Genomic DNA, 15,904 nt, shown 5'->3' with positions numbered 1-15,904 from the left:
GATGTCGTGAGCAACGAAAGCCTGGCCAACCTTCTTCGGGAGGAGCGTCGCTTCGCGCCGCCCGCCGAGCTTGCCGCCAACGCCAATGTCACCGCTGAGGCGTATGAGCGGGCGAAGGCGGACCGCCTGGGCTTCTGGGCCGAGCAGGCCCGTCGGCTGACCTGGGCGACCGAGCCGAACGAGACACTCGACTGGTCCAACCCGCCGTTCGCGAAGTGGTTCGCCGACGGCAAGCTCAACGTCGCGTACAACTGCGTGGACCGCCATGTCGAGAACGGCTTGGGCGACCGCGTCGCGCTCCACTTCGAGGGGGAGCCCGGCGACACCCGTTCCCTGACCTACGCGGACCTCCAGCGCGAGGTCTCCCAAGCGGCACACGCCCTCACCGAGTTGGGGGTCGGAACGGGTGACCGGGTCGCCATCTACATGCCGATGATCCCCGAGACCGTCGTCGCGATGCTGGCCTGCGCCCGTATCGGCGCCCCGCACTCGGTGGTGTTCGGCGGCTTCTCGGCCGACGCCCTCGCCACCCGGATCAAGGACGCCGACGCCCGCGTCGTCATCACCTCCGACGGCGGCTACCGCCGCGGCAAGCCCTCCGCGCTCAAGCCCGCCGTCGACGAGGCACTGACCCGTCCCGGGACCGAGGAGGTGCGCAGTGTGCTGGTCGTCCGGCGCACCGGCCAGGACGTGGAGTGGCACGAGGGCCGCGATGTGTGGTGGCACGAGATCGTGGACCGCCAGCCGGAGCAGCACACCCCCGAGGCGTTCGACGCCGAGCACCCGCTCTTCATCCTCTACACCTCGGGCACGACCGGTAAGCCGAAGGGCATCCTGCACACCACCGGCGGCTACCTCACCCAGATCTCCTACACCCACCACGCCGTCTTCGACCTCAAGCCGGAGTCGGACGTCTACTGGTGCACAGCGGACGTCGGCTGGGTCACCGGCCACTCGTACATCGTCTACGGCCCGCTCTCCAACGGCGCCACCGAAGTGCTCTACGAGGGCACCCCGGACACCCCGCATCAGGGCCGCTGGTGGGAGATCGTCCAGAAGTACGGGGTCAGCATCCTGTACACCGCCCCGACCGCGATCCGCGCCTGTATGAAGTGGGGCGACGACATCCCGGCCAAGTTCGACCTGTCGTCGCTTCGGATCCTCGGCTCGGTCGGCGAGCCGATCAACCCCGAGGCATGGGTCTGGTACCGCAAGCACATCGGCGGGGACCGGACGCCCGTGGTGGACACCTGGTGGCAGACCGAGACCGGCGGCATGATGATCACGCCGCTGCCGGGCGTCACCGCCACCAAGCCCGGTTCGGCGCAGGTCCCGCTCCCGGGCATCTCCGCCACCGTCGTCGACGACGAGGCCAATGAGGTGCCGAACGGGGCGGGCGGTTATCTGGTGCTCACCGAGCCGTGGCCGTCCATGCTCCGCACGATCTGGGGCGACGACCAGCGCTACCTGGACACCTACTGGGCCCGCTTCGAGAACCGCTACTTCGCGGGCGACGGTGCCAAGAGGGACGACGACGGCGACATCTGGCTGCTCGGCCGGGTCGACGACGTGATGCTGGTGTCCGGCCACAACATCTCCACCACCGAGGTCGAGTCGGCGCTCGTCTCCCACCCCAAGGTCGCCGAGGCCGCGGTGGTCGGCGCGACGGACCCGCAGACCACCCAGGCCATCTGCGCCTTCGTCATCCTGCGCGGTGGCGCGGCCGAGGACGAGGGTCTGGTGGAGGAGTTGCGGGCGCATGTCGCCAAGCAGCTCGGCCCGATCGCCAAACCCAAGCGGATCCTCCCGGTGGCCGAGCTGCCCAAGACCCGCTCCGGCAAGATCATGCGCCGTCTGCTGCGTGATGTCGCCGAGAACCGGGCCCTGGGCGATGTCACCACGCTCACCGACTCCTCCGTCATGGAGTTGATCCAGAGCAAGCTGCCGTCCGCGCCCAGCGAGGACTGAGCGGCCGGATCCGCGTACCGGTTCCAGACCGGCGCACGCTCCAGGGGCGTCCCCGTCCGACGGGGGCGCCCCTCGCGCATCCGGGTTAAGGTTGAGGTCGTCGCGTCAAGAACGCGACAAGACGAAGAGGCGCGCCGGGAAGTCTGGTCGGCACACAGGACCTGTGTATCCGTTCCACCGACCCCAGGAGGCTCCCCCGTGGCCGCGCCCTCCCGCCGCACCTTCCTCGGACGCCAGTCACTGCCCGAGCGGACGTTCGTCACGGACGCGCTGCGCACCGAGACCGTCGGCGGCATCATCCTGCTCGTCGCCGCGATCGCCGCGCTGATCCTCGCGAACACCCCGCTCAGCGGCTTCTACACCGACGTCAAGGACTTCTCCTTCGGCCCCGGGGCGCTGCATCTGCATCTGTCGGTCGCCTCCTGGGCCACCGACGGGCTGCTGACCATCTTCTTCTTCGTGGCGGGCATCGAGCTCAAGCGGGAGCTGGTCGCCGGTGAGCTGCGCGACCCCAGGGCGGCCGCCCTGCCCGTGGTCGCCGCCGTCTGCGGAATGGCCATCCCCGCGCTGGTCTACGTCGCCGTGGGCGCGGCCGGGGGCGGCAGCCTCCAGGGCTGGGCGGTGCCGACCGCCACCGACATCGCCTTCGCACTCGCCGTCCTGGCCGTCATCGGCACCGCGCTGCCCGCCGCCCTGCGCGCGTTCCTGCTCACCCTCGCCGTCGTCGACGACCTCGGCGCGATCCTGATCATCGCGGTCTTCTTCACCAAGAGCATCCACGTCCTGCCCCTGGTGCTGTCCTTCGCCGGACTCGCCGTCTTCTGGCTGCTGCACCGCAAGGGTGTGCGCGGCGCCTACGTCTACGTACCGCTCGCCGTGGTGATCTGGGCCCTGATGCATGCCAGCGGGGTGCACGCGACCGTCGCGGGCGTCGCGATGGGCCTGATGCTGCGCTGCACCGTGCGCGAGGGTGAGGAGCGCTCCCCCGCCGAGCGCATCGAGCACCGGGTGCGTCCGCTGTCGGCCGGGCTGGCCGTACCGCTGTTCGCTCTGTTCGCGGCCGGGGTGCCCATCTCCAGCGGTGCGGTCGCGGACGTCTTCACCCGCCCCGAGACGCTCGGCGTCGTCCTCGGCCTGCTCGTGGGCAAGACCATCGGTGTCTTCGGCGGCTCCTGGCTCGCCGCCCGCTTCACCAAGGCCGAGCTCAACGAGGATCTGGCCTGGGCGGATGTGTTCGCCATCGCCTCGCTCGCCGGAATCGGATTCACCGTCTCGCTCCTCATCGGCGAACTCGCCTTCTCCGAGGACGTCGTGCTCGCCGAGGAGATCAAGGCGGCGGTGCTCATCGGCTCGCTCTGTGCCGCCCTGCTCGCGGGTGTCCTCCTCAAGCTGCGCAACAACACGTACCAGCGGCTGTGGCAGGAGGAGAACCGGGACGACGACATGGACGGCATCCCGGACATCTATGAACTCGACAGTCCGGAGTACCACCTTCGGATGGCATCGATCCACGAGGCGAAGGCGGCCGAACACCGGCGGCTTGCCGAAGTGGCTGCCGCTGGGGACTCCGGCGACGATGGTCCGGCATGATCTGAGAGGCTTGACATCCGCGGAACGGCGCAGAAGAGGCAGTAGGCGCGCACGACGCGGCGCATCGCAGGAGCGGAAGACGCACAAGAGCAGAGGGAGATGGCGATGAGCGCAGCCGATGACAGCGGCAACCGCGGCCTCGGCCAGGACGACGGCGGCAACCGCAGCCTCGGTCAGCTGATGGCCTCGGCGACCACCGAGTTGTCCGCGCTGGTGCACGACGAGATCGCGCTGGCCAAGGCCGAGCTCCGGGTGGGGGCCAAGCGCGCCGCGGTCGGCAGCGGTGCCGGTATGGCGGCCGGTGTGCTGCTGCTGTTCTCCCTGCCGGTGCTCAGCTTCGCCCTCGCCTACGGTCTGCGCTCCTGGACCGGCCTCGGTCTCGCCTGGTGCTTCCTGATCGTGGGCGGTATCTACTGGCTGATCGCCGGCATCCTGGGCCTGCTGGCGATGGTGAAGTTCAAGAAGGTCAAGCCGCCGAAGCGGTCCATCGCCTCGTCCAAGGAGACGGCCGCGGTCCTGGGCAGCGTCAAGCCGCATCCGCGCGCCTCGAGCAACGGCGGACGCTCCGTACGGGATGTGACACGCTCATCGGCATGACCGTCCCTGATACCTCCGCGTCGGTCGTCCGGCCCGACGGCCCCTGGACCCACCGGGACGTCGCGGCCAACGGCGCGCGCTTCCATATCGCCGAGCTCGGCGACGGCCCGCTGGTGATGCTGCTTCACGGCTTTCCGCAGTTCTGGTGGACCTGGCGGCACCAGCTGGCCGCCCTCGCCGACGCCGGTTACCGCGCGGTCGCCATGGACCTGCGCGGAGTGGGCGGCAGCGACCGCACCCCCCGTGGTTACGACCCGGCCAACCTCGCGCTCGACATCACCGGGGTGGTGCGCTCGCTCGGTGAACCGGACGCCGCACTCGTCGGCCATGACCTCGGCGGATACCTGGCGTGGACGGCCGCGGTGATGCGGCCGAAGCTGGTCCGGCGGCTCGCGGTGTCCTCGATGCCGCATCCGCGACGCTGGCGTTCGGCCATGCTCGCCGATATGCGGCAGAGCGCCGCCAGCTCCCATATCTGGGGCTTCCAGCGGCCGTGGCTGCCCGAGCGCCGGCTGGTCGCGGAGGACGCGGCGGCTGTGGGGGAACTGATCCGCGACTGGTCCGGCCCCCAGCTGCCCGACGACGAGGCGGTGGAGATCTACCGGCGGGCGATGTGCATCCCGTCCACCGCGCACTGCTCGATCGAGCCGTACCGCTGGATGGTGCGTTCGCTGGCCCGGCCCGACGGCTTCCAGTTCAACCGGCGGATGAAGCGCCCGGTGCGGGTACCGACGCTGCATCTGCACGGATCGCTCGACCCGGTGATGCGCACCCGCAGTGCGGCGGGCTCCGGGGAGTACGTGGAAGCGCCCTACCGCTGGCGGCTCTTCGACGGCCTCGGACACTTCCCCCATGAGGAGGACCCCACGGCCTTCTCCTCCGAACTGATCAGCTGGCTGAAGGATCCGGAACCGGACCGCTGAGCGTCCGGCGGTGCCTGTGTCGAGCCCGGTTGAGCACCGCTCAGTGGGGTCCGGTGTGCGGATAGCGACCGCCTCATGGCCGCCGTACGAACAGGTGTCCTACGAACAGCCAATTGCCCGGCGCATAGGCCAATTGCCGCAGCCAGTGGCGATTACGGACCTTGGGCCGGGGGCAGACTCCGGCGTATGGGCTGGACTCACGACTACCGTGACGCATCAAGCGGCCGCGGCTCCGAAGCCGCCGCTGCTGCCAATGCCGCACTGACCGTTTCCGAGCGAGGCGGCTCCGGGCCTGTCCAAGGCCATGACCCCGATATCGGGATTCCCCGCATCATCAGCCGCCGCGCCCGCTGGGTGTCGGCCCGGCTACGCCATCCACGCAGTCGCTAGCACCACCGGCTCCGCCACCACCAGTACTCTCACCGTCACCGACGGCAGCTTCGGCATGCCCGGCAGCATGACGGCACGCCGCTGGGGGCGCGCCCCGTGCTCCGCCGACGGCGGGAGACTCGCTAGAGGGCGCACCCCTGGCTGTCCACCGGCTGCTCGGCCGTGCGCCCTTCCTCGGCGTCCTCGGCCACCTCGTCCGCGGTGAGCGCGTACCCGGTGTCCGCGTCGTCGAGGGACTTGGCGAAGACCACGCCGTAGACCCGGCCTTCCGGGGTGAGCAGCGGGCCGCCGGAGTTGCCCTGACGCACGGTCGCGTACAGCGAGTACACATCGCGGTTGACGGTGCCCCGGTGGTAGATGTCCGGGCCGTTGGCGTCGATACGGTCACGGACCCGTGCCGGGCGGACGTCGAAGGCGCCGTTCTCCGGGAATCCGGCGACGATCGCGTCATCGCCGGATGTCGCGTCCTCCTGGTTGAACTGGAGCGCCGGCGCGCGCAGCGACGGCACGTCGAGCACCGCGATATCGCGCTTCCAGTCGTAGAGCACGACCTTCGCGTCGTAGAGCCGGCCTTCGCCGCCTATCTGCACGGTCGGCTCGTCGACCCCGCCGACGACATGCGCATTGGTCATGACCCGGTTCGGGGCGTAGACGAAGCCACTGCCCTCCAGGACCTTGCCGCAGCCGGGGGCGGTGCCGACCACCTTCACGATGCTCTCCTGCGCCCGGCCGGCCACCGGGGACCGGGCGAGCGCGGGGTCCGGCTGCGGCACCGAGGTGATGCGCTCATTGGCGAAGGGCGAGAAGACCTGCGGGAAGCCGTTCTGGGCGAGCACCGAGGAGAAGTCGGTGAACCAGGGCTTCGCCCCCTTCGGGACGACGTGGTCGACCCCGAGCAGCACCTTGGAGTTCCGGACCTCCTTGCCGACGGTGGGCATCGAGGTCCCGGCCACCAGGGAGCCGATCAGCCAGGCGACCATCAGCATCGCCAGCACGTTCACCAGGGCGCCGCCCGTGGCGTCCAGGGCGCGCGCCGGTGACCAGGTGATGTACCGGCGCAGCTTGTTTCCCAGATGGGTGGTGGCGGCCTGGCCGACCGAGGCGCACACGATCACCAGGGCCACGGCCATGACGGCGCCGAACGTGCCGGGGGACGCTCTGTCCGTCGCGCCGTCCCAGATGACCGGGAGCAGATAGACCGCGACCAGCCCACCGCCGATGAACCCCGTCACCGACAGCACACCGACGACGAAGCCCTGGCGATAGCCGATGATCGCGAACCAAACGGCGGCGAGCAGCAGCAGGAAGTCCAGCACGTTCACCGAGACACCGTCTCATGCACGCCAGTCGAGTGGGACGCGCTTGGCGCGGTCCCAGGGCCGCTCCCAGCCCGCGAAGTGCAGAATCCGATCGATCACCCCAGCGGTGAAACCCCAGACCAACGCGCCTCCGACCAGGAACGCGGGCCCTGTGTGACCGCGCGGATGCACAGCGGTCGCCCGATTCGCCGGATCCGTGAGATCCGCCACGGGGACGGTGAAGACGCGGGCCGTCTCGGCCGGATCCACCGGACCGACCGGGCTCGGACGGTGCCACCAGCCCAGCACCGGGGTGACCACGAACCCGCTGACCGGGATGTAGAGGCGGGGCAGCACGCTGAAGATCTGCACCCCCGTGGGATCGAGACCGGTCTCCTCCTCGGCCTCGCGCAGGGCGGCGCGCAGCGGCCCCGTCCCGTCCGGATCACCGTCCTCCGGGTCGAGCGCACCCCCGGGGAACGAGGGCTGGCCCGCATGGGAGCGCAGCGAACCGGACCGCTCCATCAGCAGCAGCTCGGGGCCGCGCACGCCCTCCCCGAAGAGCACCAGCACGGCGGACGGACGGCCTCCGGCCCGCGGCGGCAGAAACCGGCTCAGCTGGGTCGGCTCGATCGTCTCGGCCGCGCGGGCCAGGGGCAGCAGCCATTCGGGGAGCCCCTGGGCGCTGACCCGCGCCTCTCCGCCGTAGGTGCTCGTCACTCGGCGGCTCCCAGCGGTGCCGCCGGACGGCCCGGGTAGTCGGCCGGAGGGCGCAGCCGCTGACCGGGCTGGCCGCCCATTTCGTACTTCAGCAGCTTCTTCGCCTTGTCCGGGTCGGTCTCGCCCTCGCCGTAGGACGGGCAGAGCGGGGCGATGGGGCAGGCACCGCAGGCGGGCTTACGGGCGTGGCAGACGCGGCGGCCGTGGAAGATGATGCGGTGCGAGAGCATCGTCCAGTCGCTCTTGGGGAAGAGCGAGGCGATCTCCGCCTCGACCTTCTCCGGGTCCTCCTGATCGGTCCACTTCCAGCGCCGCACCAGCCGCCCGAAGTGGGTGTCCACGGTCAGTCCCGGCACCCCGAAGGCATTGCCGAGCACCACATTGGCCGTCTTCCGGCCGACGCCGGGCAGCGTCACCAGGTCCTTCAGCCGCCCCGGGACCTCGCCGCCGAAGTTGTCACGCAGTGCGGCGGACAGCCCCAGCAGCGATCGGGCCTTCGCGCGGAAGAAACCGGTCGGCCGGATGAGCTGCTCCAGGGCCTCCGGGTCGGCGGCCGCCATGTCCTCGGGGGTCGGATAGGCGGCGAAGAGCGCGGGGGTGGTCTGGTTGACCCGCAGATCGGTGGTCTGGGCGGACAGCACCGTGGCGACCAGCAGCTGGAACGAGTTCTCGAAGTCCAGCTCGGGGTGGGCGTACGGGTAGACCTCGGCGAGCTCGCGGTTGATCCGGCGGGCCCGGCGGACGAGGGCGGTCCGGGACTCGGGCTTGGTGCCCCCGGACGACGAGGCGGTCTTGTGCCGGGACGGGGAGGCGGGGGCGGCCTTGGAGGCGGTGGTGGATGTGCGCGCGGCGCCCTTGGACGTGGCGGCCTGGGAGGCGGCGTCCTTGGACGTGGTGGATTTGCGCGGCTTCACCGCTTTCGTCGACTGCCTGGGGCCTTGTTCGCCCACAGCGGAATTGCGAGGTGCGGTCACCCGTCCGGCCCCCTTGCCCTGTGCTCTCACCGGCGTATTGGACACCCGGCCAGCCTAAGCCCAGCCACCGACATCCGGCCCGGCCGGAGCGGGGAGGGCGCCCAATCGGACCCCTGCCGTTCGGTCCGGAAGACCGGTGCGTCAAACTTGTGATTGATCGCACTGTTTTACCGTCCGGCATCATGGGGACGACGGTCCCCTGTGCATGTCGACAAGGAGAGACTCGTGGACGACGTTCTGCGGCGCGCCCCGCTCTTCGCGGCGCTCGATGACGAGCAGGCCGCTGAGCTGCGCGCCTCCATGGGAGAGGTCACCCTCGCGCGGGGTGACGCACTCTTCCACGAAGGGGACCCCGGCGACCGCCTGTACGTGGTCACCGAGGGCAAGGTGAAGCTCCACCGCACCTCTCCCGACGGCCGCGAGAACATGCTGGCCGTACTCGGCCCCGGCGAGCTGATCGGCGAGCTGTCGCTGTTCGACCCCGGCCCGCGCACCGCGACCGCCACCGCCCTCACCGAGGTCAAGCTGCTCGGCCTCGGGCACGGGGACCTCCAGCCGTGGCTGAACGCCCGGCCCGAGGTCGCCTCCGCGCTGCTGCGCGCCGTGGCCCGGCGACTGCGCAAGACCAATGACCAGATGTCCGACCTGGTCTTCTCCGACGTCCCCGGTCGCGTCGCGCGCGCCCTGCTGGACCTCTCGCGCCGGTTCGGCGTGCAGTCGGAGGAGGGCATCCACGTCGTCCACGACCTGACCCAGGAGGAGCTGGCCCAGCTGGTCGGCGCCTCCCGCGAGACCGTCAACAAGGCGCTCGCGGACTTCGCGGGCCGCGGCTGGCTGCGGCTGGAGGCCCGTGCGGTGATCCTGCTCGACGTCGAGCGCCTGGCGAAGCGTTCCCGCTGACGGACGACGCGGGACCCCGTCCCGGAACGTCGCCTGCGGAAGACGCTTCCCGCACCGCGGAAGACACAGCCGAAGGGCCCCACCGGATCTCCCGGTGGGGCCCTTCGGCTGTTCTGTTCGATCCGGCGCGGCTTGCGCCGGCTCCTTCACGGACCGGGCTCAGGACGCGCCCAGAGGCGCCCCGGAACCCTCCCGGGCGGCCGGGAGCCCGACCCGAGCCCGCGACCGCGCTCAGCGCGCCTCCGGACACCTTCACGCGGGCGCACGCACCATCACAGGGGGCGCGCGTTCATCCAACCCGCGCCCGCACCGCCCAGTGCGCCCCGCACCATCCGCTCAGCGCCCGCTCAGCACCCGCCACTCAGATCAGCCCGTGCTCCTGGAGGTACTCCAGTTGGGCCCGGACCGACAGCTCCGCCGCGGGCCACAGCGACCGGTCCACATCCGCGTACACATGCGCCACGACCTCGGAGGGCGTGCGGTAGCCGTCCTCGACGGCCGTCTCCACCTGCGCCAGCCGGTTCGCCCGGTGCGCGAGGTAGTACTCCACCGCGCCCCGCGCGTCGTTCAGCACCGGCCCGTGGCCCGGCAGCACCGTGGACACCCCGTCGTCCACCGTCAGCGAGCGCAGCCGGCGCAGCGAGTCCAGGTAGTCGCCCAGCCGTCCGTCCGGGTGGGCTACCACCGTCGTACCCCGCCCCAGCACCGTGTCCCCGGTGAGCACCGCCCCGTCCGCCGGGAGGTGGAAGCAGAGCGAGTCGGCCGTGTGCCCGGGCGTGGGCACCACCCGAAGCTCCAGTCCGCCGGTGGTTATGACGTCCCCGAGCTCCAGCCCCTCGTCGCCGAGCCGCAGCGCCGGGTCCAGGGCGCGCACCCGCGTCCGCGTCAGTTCGGCGAACCGCGCCGCGCCCTCCGCGTGGTCCGCGTGGCCGTGGGTGAGCAGCGTCAGCGCGACCCGCTTGCCCGCACGCTCCACCGTGGCGATGACCTCGGTGAGGTGGCCGTCGTCCAGCGGCCCCGGGTCGATGACCACGGCGAGGTCCGAGTCCGGCTCGGCGACGATCCAGGTGTTGGTGCCGTCCAGCGTCATGGGCGAGGGGTTCGGGGCCAGGACGCAGACGGCCCGGTCGGTGGCCGGGCCGCCGATCACGCCTCCGCGCGGCTGGCCGGGCAGGGCGGCTGCGTCGGTCATGCGGAGGCCCCTCCCGTGGTGCCCGTCCGGATGTGCTTGGTGAACTCGTCGTGCCCCGGCCAGCTCAGCACCAGCTCGCCGTTCTCCAGCCGCGCCTGCGCGAGGACCGGGGTCAGATCGCGGTCGGCGGCCGCGGCCAGCGCCTCGCCGACCGAGCCGTACGGCCGTAGCTGGCGCAGGGTGGCGATGGTCGGCGGCATCATCAGCAACTCGCCCCGGTCATAGCCGTCGGCCGCCTGGCCCGGCCGGATCCACACCGTCCGGTCCGCTTCCGTGGAGGCGTTGCGGGTGCGCTGCCCCCGCGGCAGCGCAGCCACGAAGAACCAGGTGTCGTAGCGGCGCGGTTCGAACTCGGGGGTGATCCAGCGGGCCCAGCCGCCCAGCAGGTCGGAGCGGAGCACCAGCCCGCGGCGGTCGAGGAACTCGGCGAACGACAGGTCCCGGGCCACCAGGGCCGCGCGGTCGGCCTCCCAGTCGTCGCCCGTGGTGTCCGCGACGACCGTATGCGGGGTGGGCCCGGCGAGCAGCACCCCCGCTTCCTCGAACGTCTCGCGGACCGCCGCGCACACGATGGCCTGCGCCTGTGTCGCGTCGTTCGCGTCGAGCCCCAGCCGCTGCGCCCACTGGGCGCGCGAGGGCCCGGCCCAGGCGACCATCCGCTCGTCGCGCGGATCGACCGAGCCGCCCGGATAGGCGTACGCGCCTCCGGCGAAAGCCATGGAGGCGCGTCTGCGCAGCATGTAGACGGCCGGGCCGTCAGGTGCGTCCTGCTCGTCGGACGCGGATCGCCCGGGGTCCGCGGACGCGCCGCGCTCCCCGGAGTCACCGGCCTCGCCGGTCATCTCGGTCCGCCGGGTCTCCCCGGTCGCTTCGTCGGTTCCCCCGTCGTCCCCGGCGCCGCGCGCGGCGCTCCCGGTCCGCTCAGGCGCGTATACGCCGTCCCCGTCCCGCCCGTCCTGTCCGTCCCGCAGCAGCAGCACGGTGGCGGCCCGGCGCGGCGTCACCGGTGTGAGTTCCCCGGCGGACAACAGCCGGATCCGCTCTGGCCACTCGGGCGGGTACCACTGGCCATTCGTAGTGGACATGGCCGGATGCTATGCGTTTGCGGGCGGATGTTCGAGGGGCCCCCGTCGCACCGGGCCCGGCCCGGCGGCCGGATCCGGGGGAGGCACCGGCTGGACTAGTCCGCGACCTCGACCTGGATCTCGACCTCGACCGGCGCGTCGAGCGGCAGCACCGCCACACCGACCGCGCTGCGCGCGTGCACACCCGCGTCGCCCAGCACCTGGCCCAGCAGCTCGCTCGCGCCGTTGACGACGCCCGGCTGACCGGTGAAGTCCGCCGCCGAGGCGACGAAGCCCACGACCTTCACCACGCGCACGACCTTGTCGAGATCGCCGACGACCGACTTCACGGCGGCCAGGGCGTTCAGCGCACAGATCCGCGCCAGCTCCTTGGCCTCCTCCGGGGTCACCTCGGCGCCGACCTTGCCGGTCACCCCCAGCGTGCCCTCGACCAGCGGCAGCTGACCCGCCGTGTAGATGTACGAACCGGTGCGGATCGCGGGGACGTACGAGGCGAGGGGAGCCGCGACCGCCGGCAGCGTCAGACCGAGCCCGGCGAGCTTGTCCTCGACGGCGCTCATGCCTTCTCCCGCTTGAGGTAGGCCACCAGCTGCTCAGGGTTGTTCGGCCCCGGCACGACCTGGACGAGCTCCCAGCCGTCCTCGCCCCAGGTGTCCAGAATCTGCTTCGTGGCGTGTACCAGCAGCGGCACGGTCGCGTATTCCCACTTCGTCATGAGCCGACTGTATATCGCTCTCCACCGGGCCCTGGTGCGTAGGCCGTGGGGCGACTGGTTAGGCTCCCCAGTGTGAGCAGGCTCCATGTCGTCAGTGGCAAGGGCGGAACCGGCAAGACCACGGTCGCCGCGGCACTCGCGCTGGCCCTCGCGGCCGAGGGCAGGCGAACGCTGCTGGTCGAAGTCGAAGGCCGCCAGGGCATCGCGCAGCTCTTCGAGACGGAAGCGCTGCCCTACGAAGAGCGGAAGATCGCGACCGCGCCGGGCGGTGGTGAGGTGCACGCGCTCGCGATCGATCCGGAATTCGCCCTCCTCGACTACCTCCATATGTTCTACAAACTGGGCTCGGCCGGACGGGCCCTCAAGAAGCTGGGCGCGATCGACTTCGCGACCACCATCGCCCCCGGGCTGCGCGATGTGCTGCTGACCGGCAAGGCGTGCGAGGCGGTGCGCCGCAAGGGCAAGGACGGGCGCTTCGTCTACGACTCGGTGGTCATGGACGCCCCGCCCACCGGGCGGATCACCCGCTTCCTGAACGTCAACCACGAGGTCGCCGGGCTGGCCAGGACCGGCCCGATACACAACCAGGCACAGGCCGTGATGCGCGTCCTGAAGTCCCCCCAGACAGCGGTCCACCTGGTGACGCTGCTGGAGGAGATGCCGGTCCAGGAGACCGCGGACGGCATCGCGGAGCTGCGCGCCGACGACCTCCCGGCGGGCGCGGTCATCATCAACATGGTGCGGCCCGCGGTCCTCGACCACGACGCGGTCGAGATCGCGGCGAACGGGCAGCGCGCGGCGGTCGCGAAGGCGCTCTCGAAGGCGGGTCTGGGCGGCGCACGCCGTGGCGGCCTCGCCGAGCGCCTGGTCGACCCGCTGCTGGAGCAGGCGCGTGAGCACGCCGAGCGGGTCGCGCTGGAGCGGAGGCAACGGGCCGAACTGTCGGGCCTGGGGCTCCCGCTGCACGAGCTGGAGCTGCTCACCGACGGTGTCGACCTGGCCGGGCTCTACCGGCTGGCCGCGGACCTGCGCAAGCAGTGGCCCTCATGAGCGCGGCCCGGGACAGGGGCCGCCCGGACGCGGCGGTCGGCAGGGGCTCGGCGGACGGAACGAGCCGTACGCAGGAGGCGGCATGAGCATGGACGTGGCACCCCGGCTGGAGACCGACGCGCTCCTCGACGATCCGCAGACCCGCATCGTGGTGTGCTGCGGTTCCGGGGGCGTCGGCAAGACCACCACGGCGGCCGCCCTGGGCGTACGGGCCGCGGAGCGCGGCCGCAAGGTCGTGGTCCTCACCATCGACCCGGCACGCCGGCTCGCCCAGTCGATGGGCATCGACGCGCTCGACAACATCCCGCGGAAGGTGGCGGGCGTCGGCGACGGGAACGGCGGCGAACTGCACGCCATGATGCTGGACATGAAGCGGACGTTCGACGAGTTCGTCGAGGCGCACGCCGATCCGGAGCGCGCCCGGGCGATCCTGGCGAACCCGTTCTACCAGTCGCTCTCGGCCGGTTTCGCGGGCACGCAGGAGTACATGGCCATGGAGAAGCTCGGCCAGCTGCGCGCCCGCGAGGAGTGGGACCTGATCATCGTCGACACCCCGCCGAGCCGCTCGGCGCTGGACTTCCTGGACGCGCCGAAACGTCTCGGCTCTTTCCTGGACGGGAAGTTCATCCGGGTGCTGATGGCCCCGGCGAAGGTCGGCGGCCGGGCCGGGATGAAGTTCCTCAACGTGGGCGTCTCGATGATGACGGGCACGGTCAGCAAGGTGCTCGGCGGACAGCTGATGCGCGATGTGCAGACGTTCGCTGCCGCAATGGACACGATGTTCGGCGGGTTCCGCACCCGCGCCGAGGCCACCTACCGGCTGCTCCAGGCCCCCGGTACGGCCTTCCTGGTGGTGGCCGCGCCGGAGCGGGACGCGCTGCGCGAGGCCGCGTACTTCGTCGAACGGCTGGCGGCGGACCGGATGCCGCTGGCCGGACTGGTGCTGAACCGGGTGCACGGCAGCGGGGCCGAACAGCTCTCCGCCGAACGGGCGCTGGCGGCCGCGGAGACCCTCTCCCTGGAGGACGGCGCCGCCGATCCGGTGACGTACATCGCGCCGGAGACCCTCGATCCCGCGACGGATCCGGAACCGGATGCGAGCGATCCGGCCAACCCCGGGGACGGTGCGGAAAATCTTGCCGACGGCGGATTTGTCGATCGTGACTCAGGGAATGCTCAAGCGCGGAACCCCTCGGCAGCGGACCCCGACGTCTCCCCCACGTCGGCGGACACGTCGGCGGAGCGGCTCGCCGCGGGACTGCTTCGGCTGCACGCGGAGCGTATGCAGGTGCTCGGACGTGAGCAGCGGACGCACGACCGCTTCACGGCACTCCACCCCGAGGTTCCGGTGGCCCAAGTGGCCGCGCTCCCCGGAGATGTACACGATCTGGCAGGGCTGCGGGCGATCGGCGAGCGCCTGGCGGACCCGCTGGAGGACACCCAGCGCGCGGGCTGACGCCGTCACTCTGGCGGCTGGTCGTCGGTCGCCGGGCCGGTGACCGACGCGGACGGTGCGTACGGCACGGTCGCGCGCGCTCGGTCGGGCACACAGGTGGGCGCGCGTGCGCAGTGTGCGCGCGCACAACACCGCACCGGCTCACCGCTGATGCGTGTGCGCGTTCCGGGAGTTGTGCGCTGGGTGTGCTGGGGCCGAGGCCGAGGGCGCCCCCCATGGCGCCCTCGCGGGCTCATAGCGTCAGCGTCGTCACTCGGACACCCGGACGCTCAGACCTCGGCGTCGCGCTCAGAAGCGGGCAGACCCCCCATAGGTCGCGGGCCGTACCGTCCGTCCTCCGGGAAACGCCTCATGGCCATCCGACCGACGTGGTCCATGACCACATCCGCCCATGCCCATATCGGCTCCTGGCTGACCACGACCGTTCCTGGCCGCGGCCGTGCCCGTCCCGGACGGATCCGCACGTACCCGTGCCCGTCCCTGAGACCGACCGACACCGCCACCGCTATCCGACGGCGGCGAAGCGCTCGTACTCCTCGTCGTCGAAGGGCAGAATGCCCGCGCTGCGCTCGTACTCGGTGCGCGCGGTCTCCAGCAGCCTGCGCCATGAGGTCACCGTCGGCCGGCGGCGCAGCAGTGCCCGCCGCTCGCGCTCGGTCATCCCTCCCCACACGCCGAACTCGACGCGGTTGTCCAGGGCGTCCGCAAGGCACTCGGTGCGCACCGGGCATCCGGTGCAGACCGCTTTGGCCCTGTTCTGTGCCGCACCCTGGACGAACAGTTCATCTGGATCAGTAGTGCGGCAGGCGGCCTGCGCACTCCAGTCGGTTACCCAGCCCATGCTGGCGCCGTCCTCTCCCGAATCGGAGCTCCCCCACGGCGACAAACGGCATATTCACCGTCGCCAGTTGAGGACGTTACGGAAGGCGAGCAGGGCGCAACACCCCCTGCGGGCCCAATCTTGGATGGCCCGAACGGACTATGGGTACGCGGCAGATCACCCAACGGAGTGAGCTGACGACATTTGCGATTACTAGTGCAAATAC

The 15,904-nt window shown here is 71.2% G+C and carries 16 protein-coding genes; 8 read left to right on the top strand and 8 right to left on the bottom strand.

Annotated elements, in window-relative coordinates; translation table 11 throughout:
• The first annotated feature begins 6 nt into the window (after positions 1–6).
• The 5 genes from acs to AC07FT_RS21275 all read left to right on the top strand — a co-directional run bounded on the left by acs (position 7) and on the right by AC07FT_RS21275 (position 5,468).
• Positions 7–1,968, top strand: coding sequence for an acetate--CoA ligase (gene acs, locus AC07FT_RS21295; RefSeq protein WP_479177606.1), 1,962 nt, complete (start codon positions 7–9; stop codon positions 1,966–1,968).
• A 198-nt stretch (positions 1,969–2,166) separates the two neighbouring features.
• Entirely contained in the window at positions 2,167–3,558 is a 1,392-nt protein-coding gene (gene nhaA, locus AC07FT_RS21290; RefSeq protein WP_479177605.1) for a Na+/H+ antiporter NhaA, read from the top strand.
• Positions 3,559–3,663: 105 nt separating this feature from the next.
• A complete protein-coding gene (locus tag AC07FT_RS21285; RefSeq protein WP_254739934.1) occupies positions 3,664–4,155 on the top strand; it encodes a phage holin family protein in 492 nt (163 codons plus the stop codon).
• Positions 4,152–5,078, top strand: coding sequence for an alpha/beta fold hydrolase (locus AC07FT_RS21280; RefSeq protein WP_479177604.1), 927 nt, complete (start codon positions 4,152–4,154; stop codon positions 5,076–5,078). Before AC07FT_RS21285 ends, AC07FT_RS21280 begins: the two co-directional genes overlap by 4 nt.
• Before the next feature lie 186 nt (positions 5,079–5,264).
• Positions 5,265–5,468 carry a hypothetical protein gene (locus AC07FT_RS21275; protein WP_479177603.1) on the top strand — a complete coding sequence of 68 codons (204 nt, stop codon included), beginning with the start codon at positions 5,265–5,267 and terminating at the stop codon, positions 5,466–5,468.
• Positions 5,469–5,590: 122 nt separating this feature from the next.
• On the opposite strand, the gene AC07FT_RS21270 is transcribed toward AC07FT_RS21275, so the two are convergent.
• From AC07FT_RS21270 to nth, 3 genes are read right to left on the bottom strand one after another with little or no spacing between them, the layout of a single operon-like run.
• Positions 5,591–6,790: a MarP family serine protease gene (locus tag AC07FT_RS21270; protein WP_479177602.1), complete on the bottom strand. Its 1,200-nt coding sequence runs from the start codon at positions 6,788–6,790 to the stop codon at positions 5,591–5,593.
• 12 nt (positions 6,791–6,802) lie between these two features.
• A complete protein-coding gene (locus AC07FT_RS21265; protein ID WP_479177601.1) occupies positions 6,803–7,486 on the bottom strand; it encodes an NUDIX hydrolase in 684 nt (227 codons plus the stop codon).
• Entirely contained in the window at positions 7,483–8,400 is a 918-nt protein-coding gene (gene nth / locus AC07FT_RS21260; protein ID WP_479177600.1) for an endonuclease III, read from the bottom strand. Before nth ends, AC07FT_RS21265 begins: the two co-directional genes overlap by 4 nt.
• 285 nt (positions 8,401–8,685) lie before the next feature.
• On the opposite strand from nth, the gene AC07FT_RS21255 reads away from it, so the two are divergent.
• Complete coding sequence (locus tag AC07FT_RS21255) at positions 8,686–9,360, top strand: Crp/Fnr family transcriptional regulator (RefSeq protein ID WP_014061749.1); 675 nt, start codon at positions 8,686–8,688, stop codon at positions 9,358–9,360.
• Positions 9,361–9,721: 361 nt separating this feature from the next.
• Here the strand turns inward: AC07FT_RS21255 and AC07FT_RS21250 are convergent, their stop codons facing one another.
• From AC07FT_RS21250 to AC07FT_RS21235, 4 genes are all read right to left on the bottom strand, one after another.
• Entirely contained in the window at positions 9,722–10,552 is an 831-nt protein-coding gene (locus tag AC07FT_RS21250) for an MBL fold metallo-hydrolase (protein WP_479177599.1), read from the bottom strand.
• Positions 10,549–11,637 (bottom strand): NUDIX hydrolase, encoded by a 1,089-nt coding sequence (locus tag AC07FT_RS21245; protein ID WP_479177598.1) that lies wholly within the window; start codon positions 11,635–11,637, stop codon positions 10,549–10,551. The genes AC07FT_RS21250 and AC07FT_RS21245 overlap by 4 nt, the downstream gene beginning before the upstream one ends.
• A 95-nt stretch (positions 11,638–11,732) precedes the next feature.
• Positions 11,733–12,197: a RidA family protein gene (locus AC07FT_RS21240; RefSeq protein WP_471191518.1), complete on the bottom strand. Its 465-nt coding sequence runs from the start codon at positions 12,195–12,197 to the stop codon at positions 11,733–11,735.
• Positions 12,194–12,352 (bottom strand): Sp36 family protein, encoded by a 159-nt coding sequence (locus tag AC07FT_RS21235; RefSeq protein ID WP_003967454.1) that lies wholly within the window; start codon positions 12,350–12,352, stop codon positions 12,194–12,196. Before AC07FT_RS21235 ends, AC07FT_RS21240 begins: the two co-directional genes overlap by 4 nt.
• A gap of 72 nt (positions 12,353–12,424) precedes the next feature.
• On the opposite strand from AC07FT_RS21235, the gene bagA reads away from it, so the two are divergent.
• Both bagA and bagB read left to right on the top strand, forming a co-directional pair.
• Positions 12,425–13,402, top strand: coding sequence for an ATPase BagA (bagA, locus tag AC07FT_RS21230; RefSeq protein ID WP_479177597.1), 978 nt, complete (start codon positions 12,425–12,427; stop codon positions 13,400–13,402).
• An 82-nt stretch (positions 13,403–13,484) separates the two neighbouring features.
• Positions 13,485–14,858 carry an ATPase BagB gene (bagB, locus tag AC07FT_RS21225; RefSeq protein WP_479177596.1) on the top strand — a complete coding sequence of 458 codons (1,374 nt, stop codon included), beginning with the start codon at positions 13,485–13,487 and terminating at the stop codon, positions 14,856–14,858.
• Positions 14,859–15,363: 505 nt separating this feature from the next.
• On the opposite strand, the gene AC07FT_RS21220 is transcribed toward bagB, so the two are convergent.
• Positions 15,364–15,699, bottom strand: a complete 336-nt coding sequence (locus AC07FT_RS21220) for a WhiB family transcriptional regulator (protein WP_030829787.1) — start codon at positions 15,697–15,699, stop codon at positions 15,364–15,366.
• Positions 15,700–15,904 lie beyond the last annotated feature (205 nt).

Source organism: Streptomyces sp. NPDC045899, from assembly GCF_056431485.1.
Note: the sequence above shows the minus strand (reverse complement) of the source record. Positions and strands in the feature narration are given on the sequence as shown.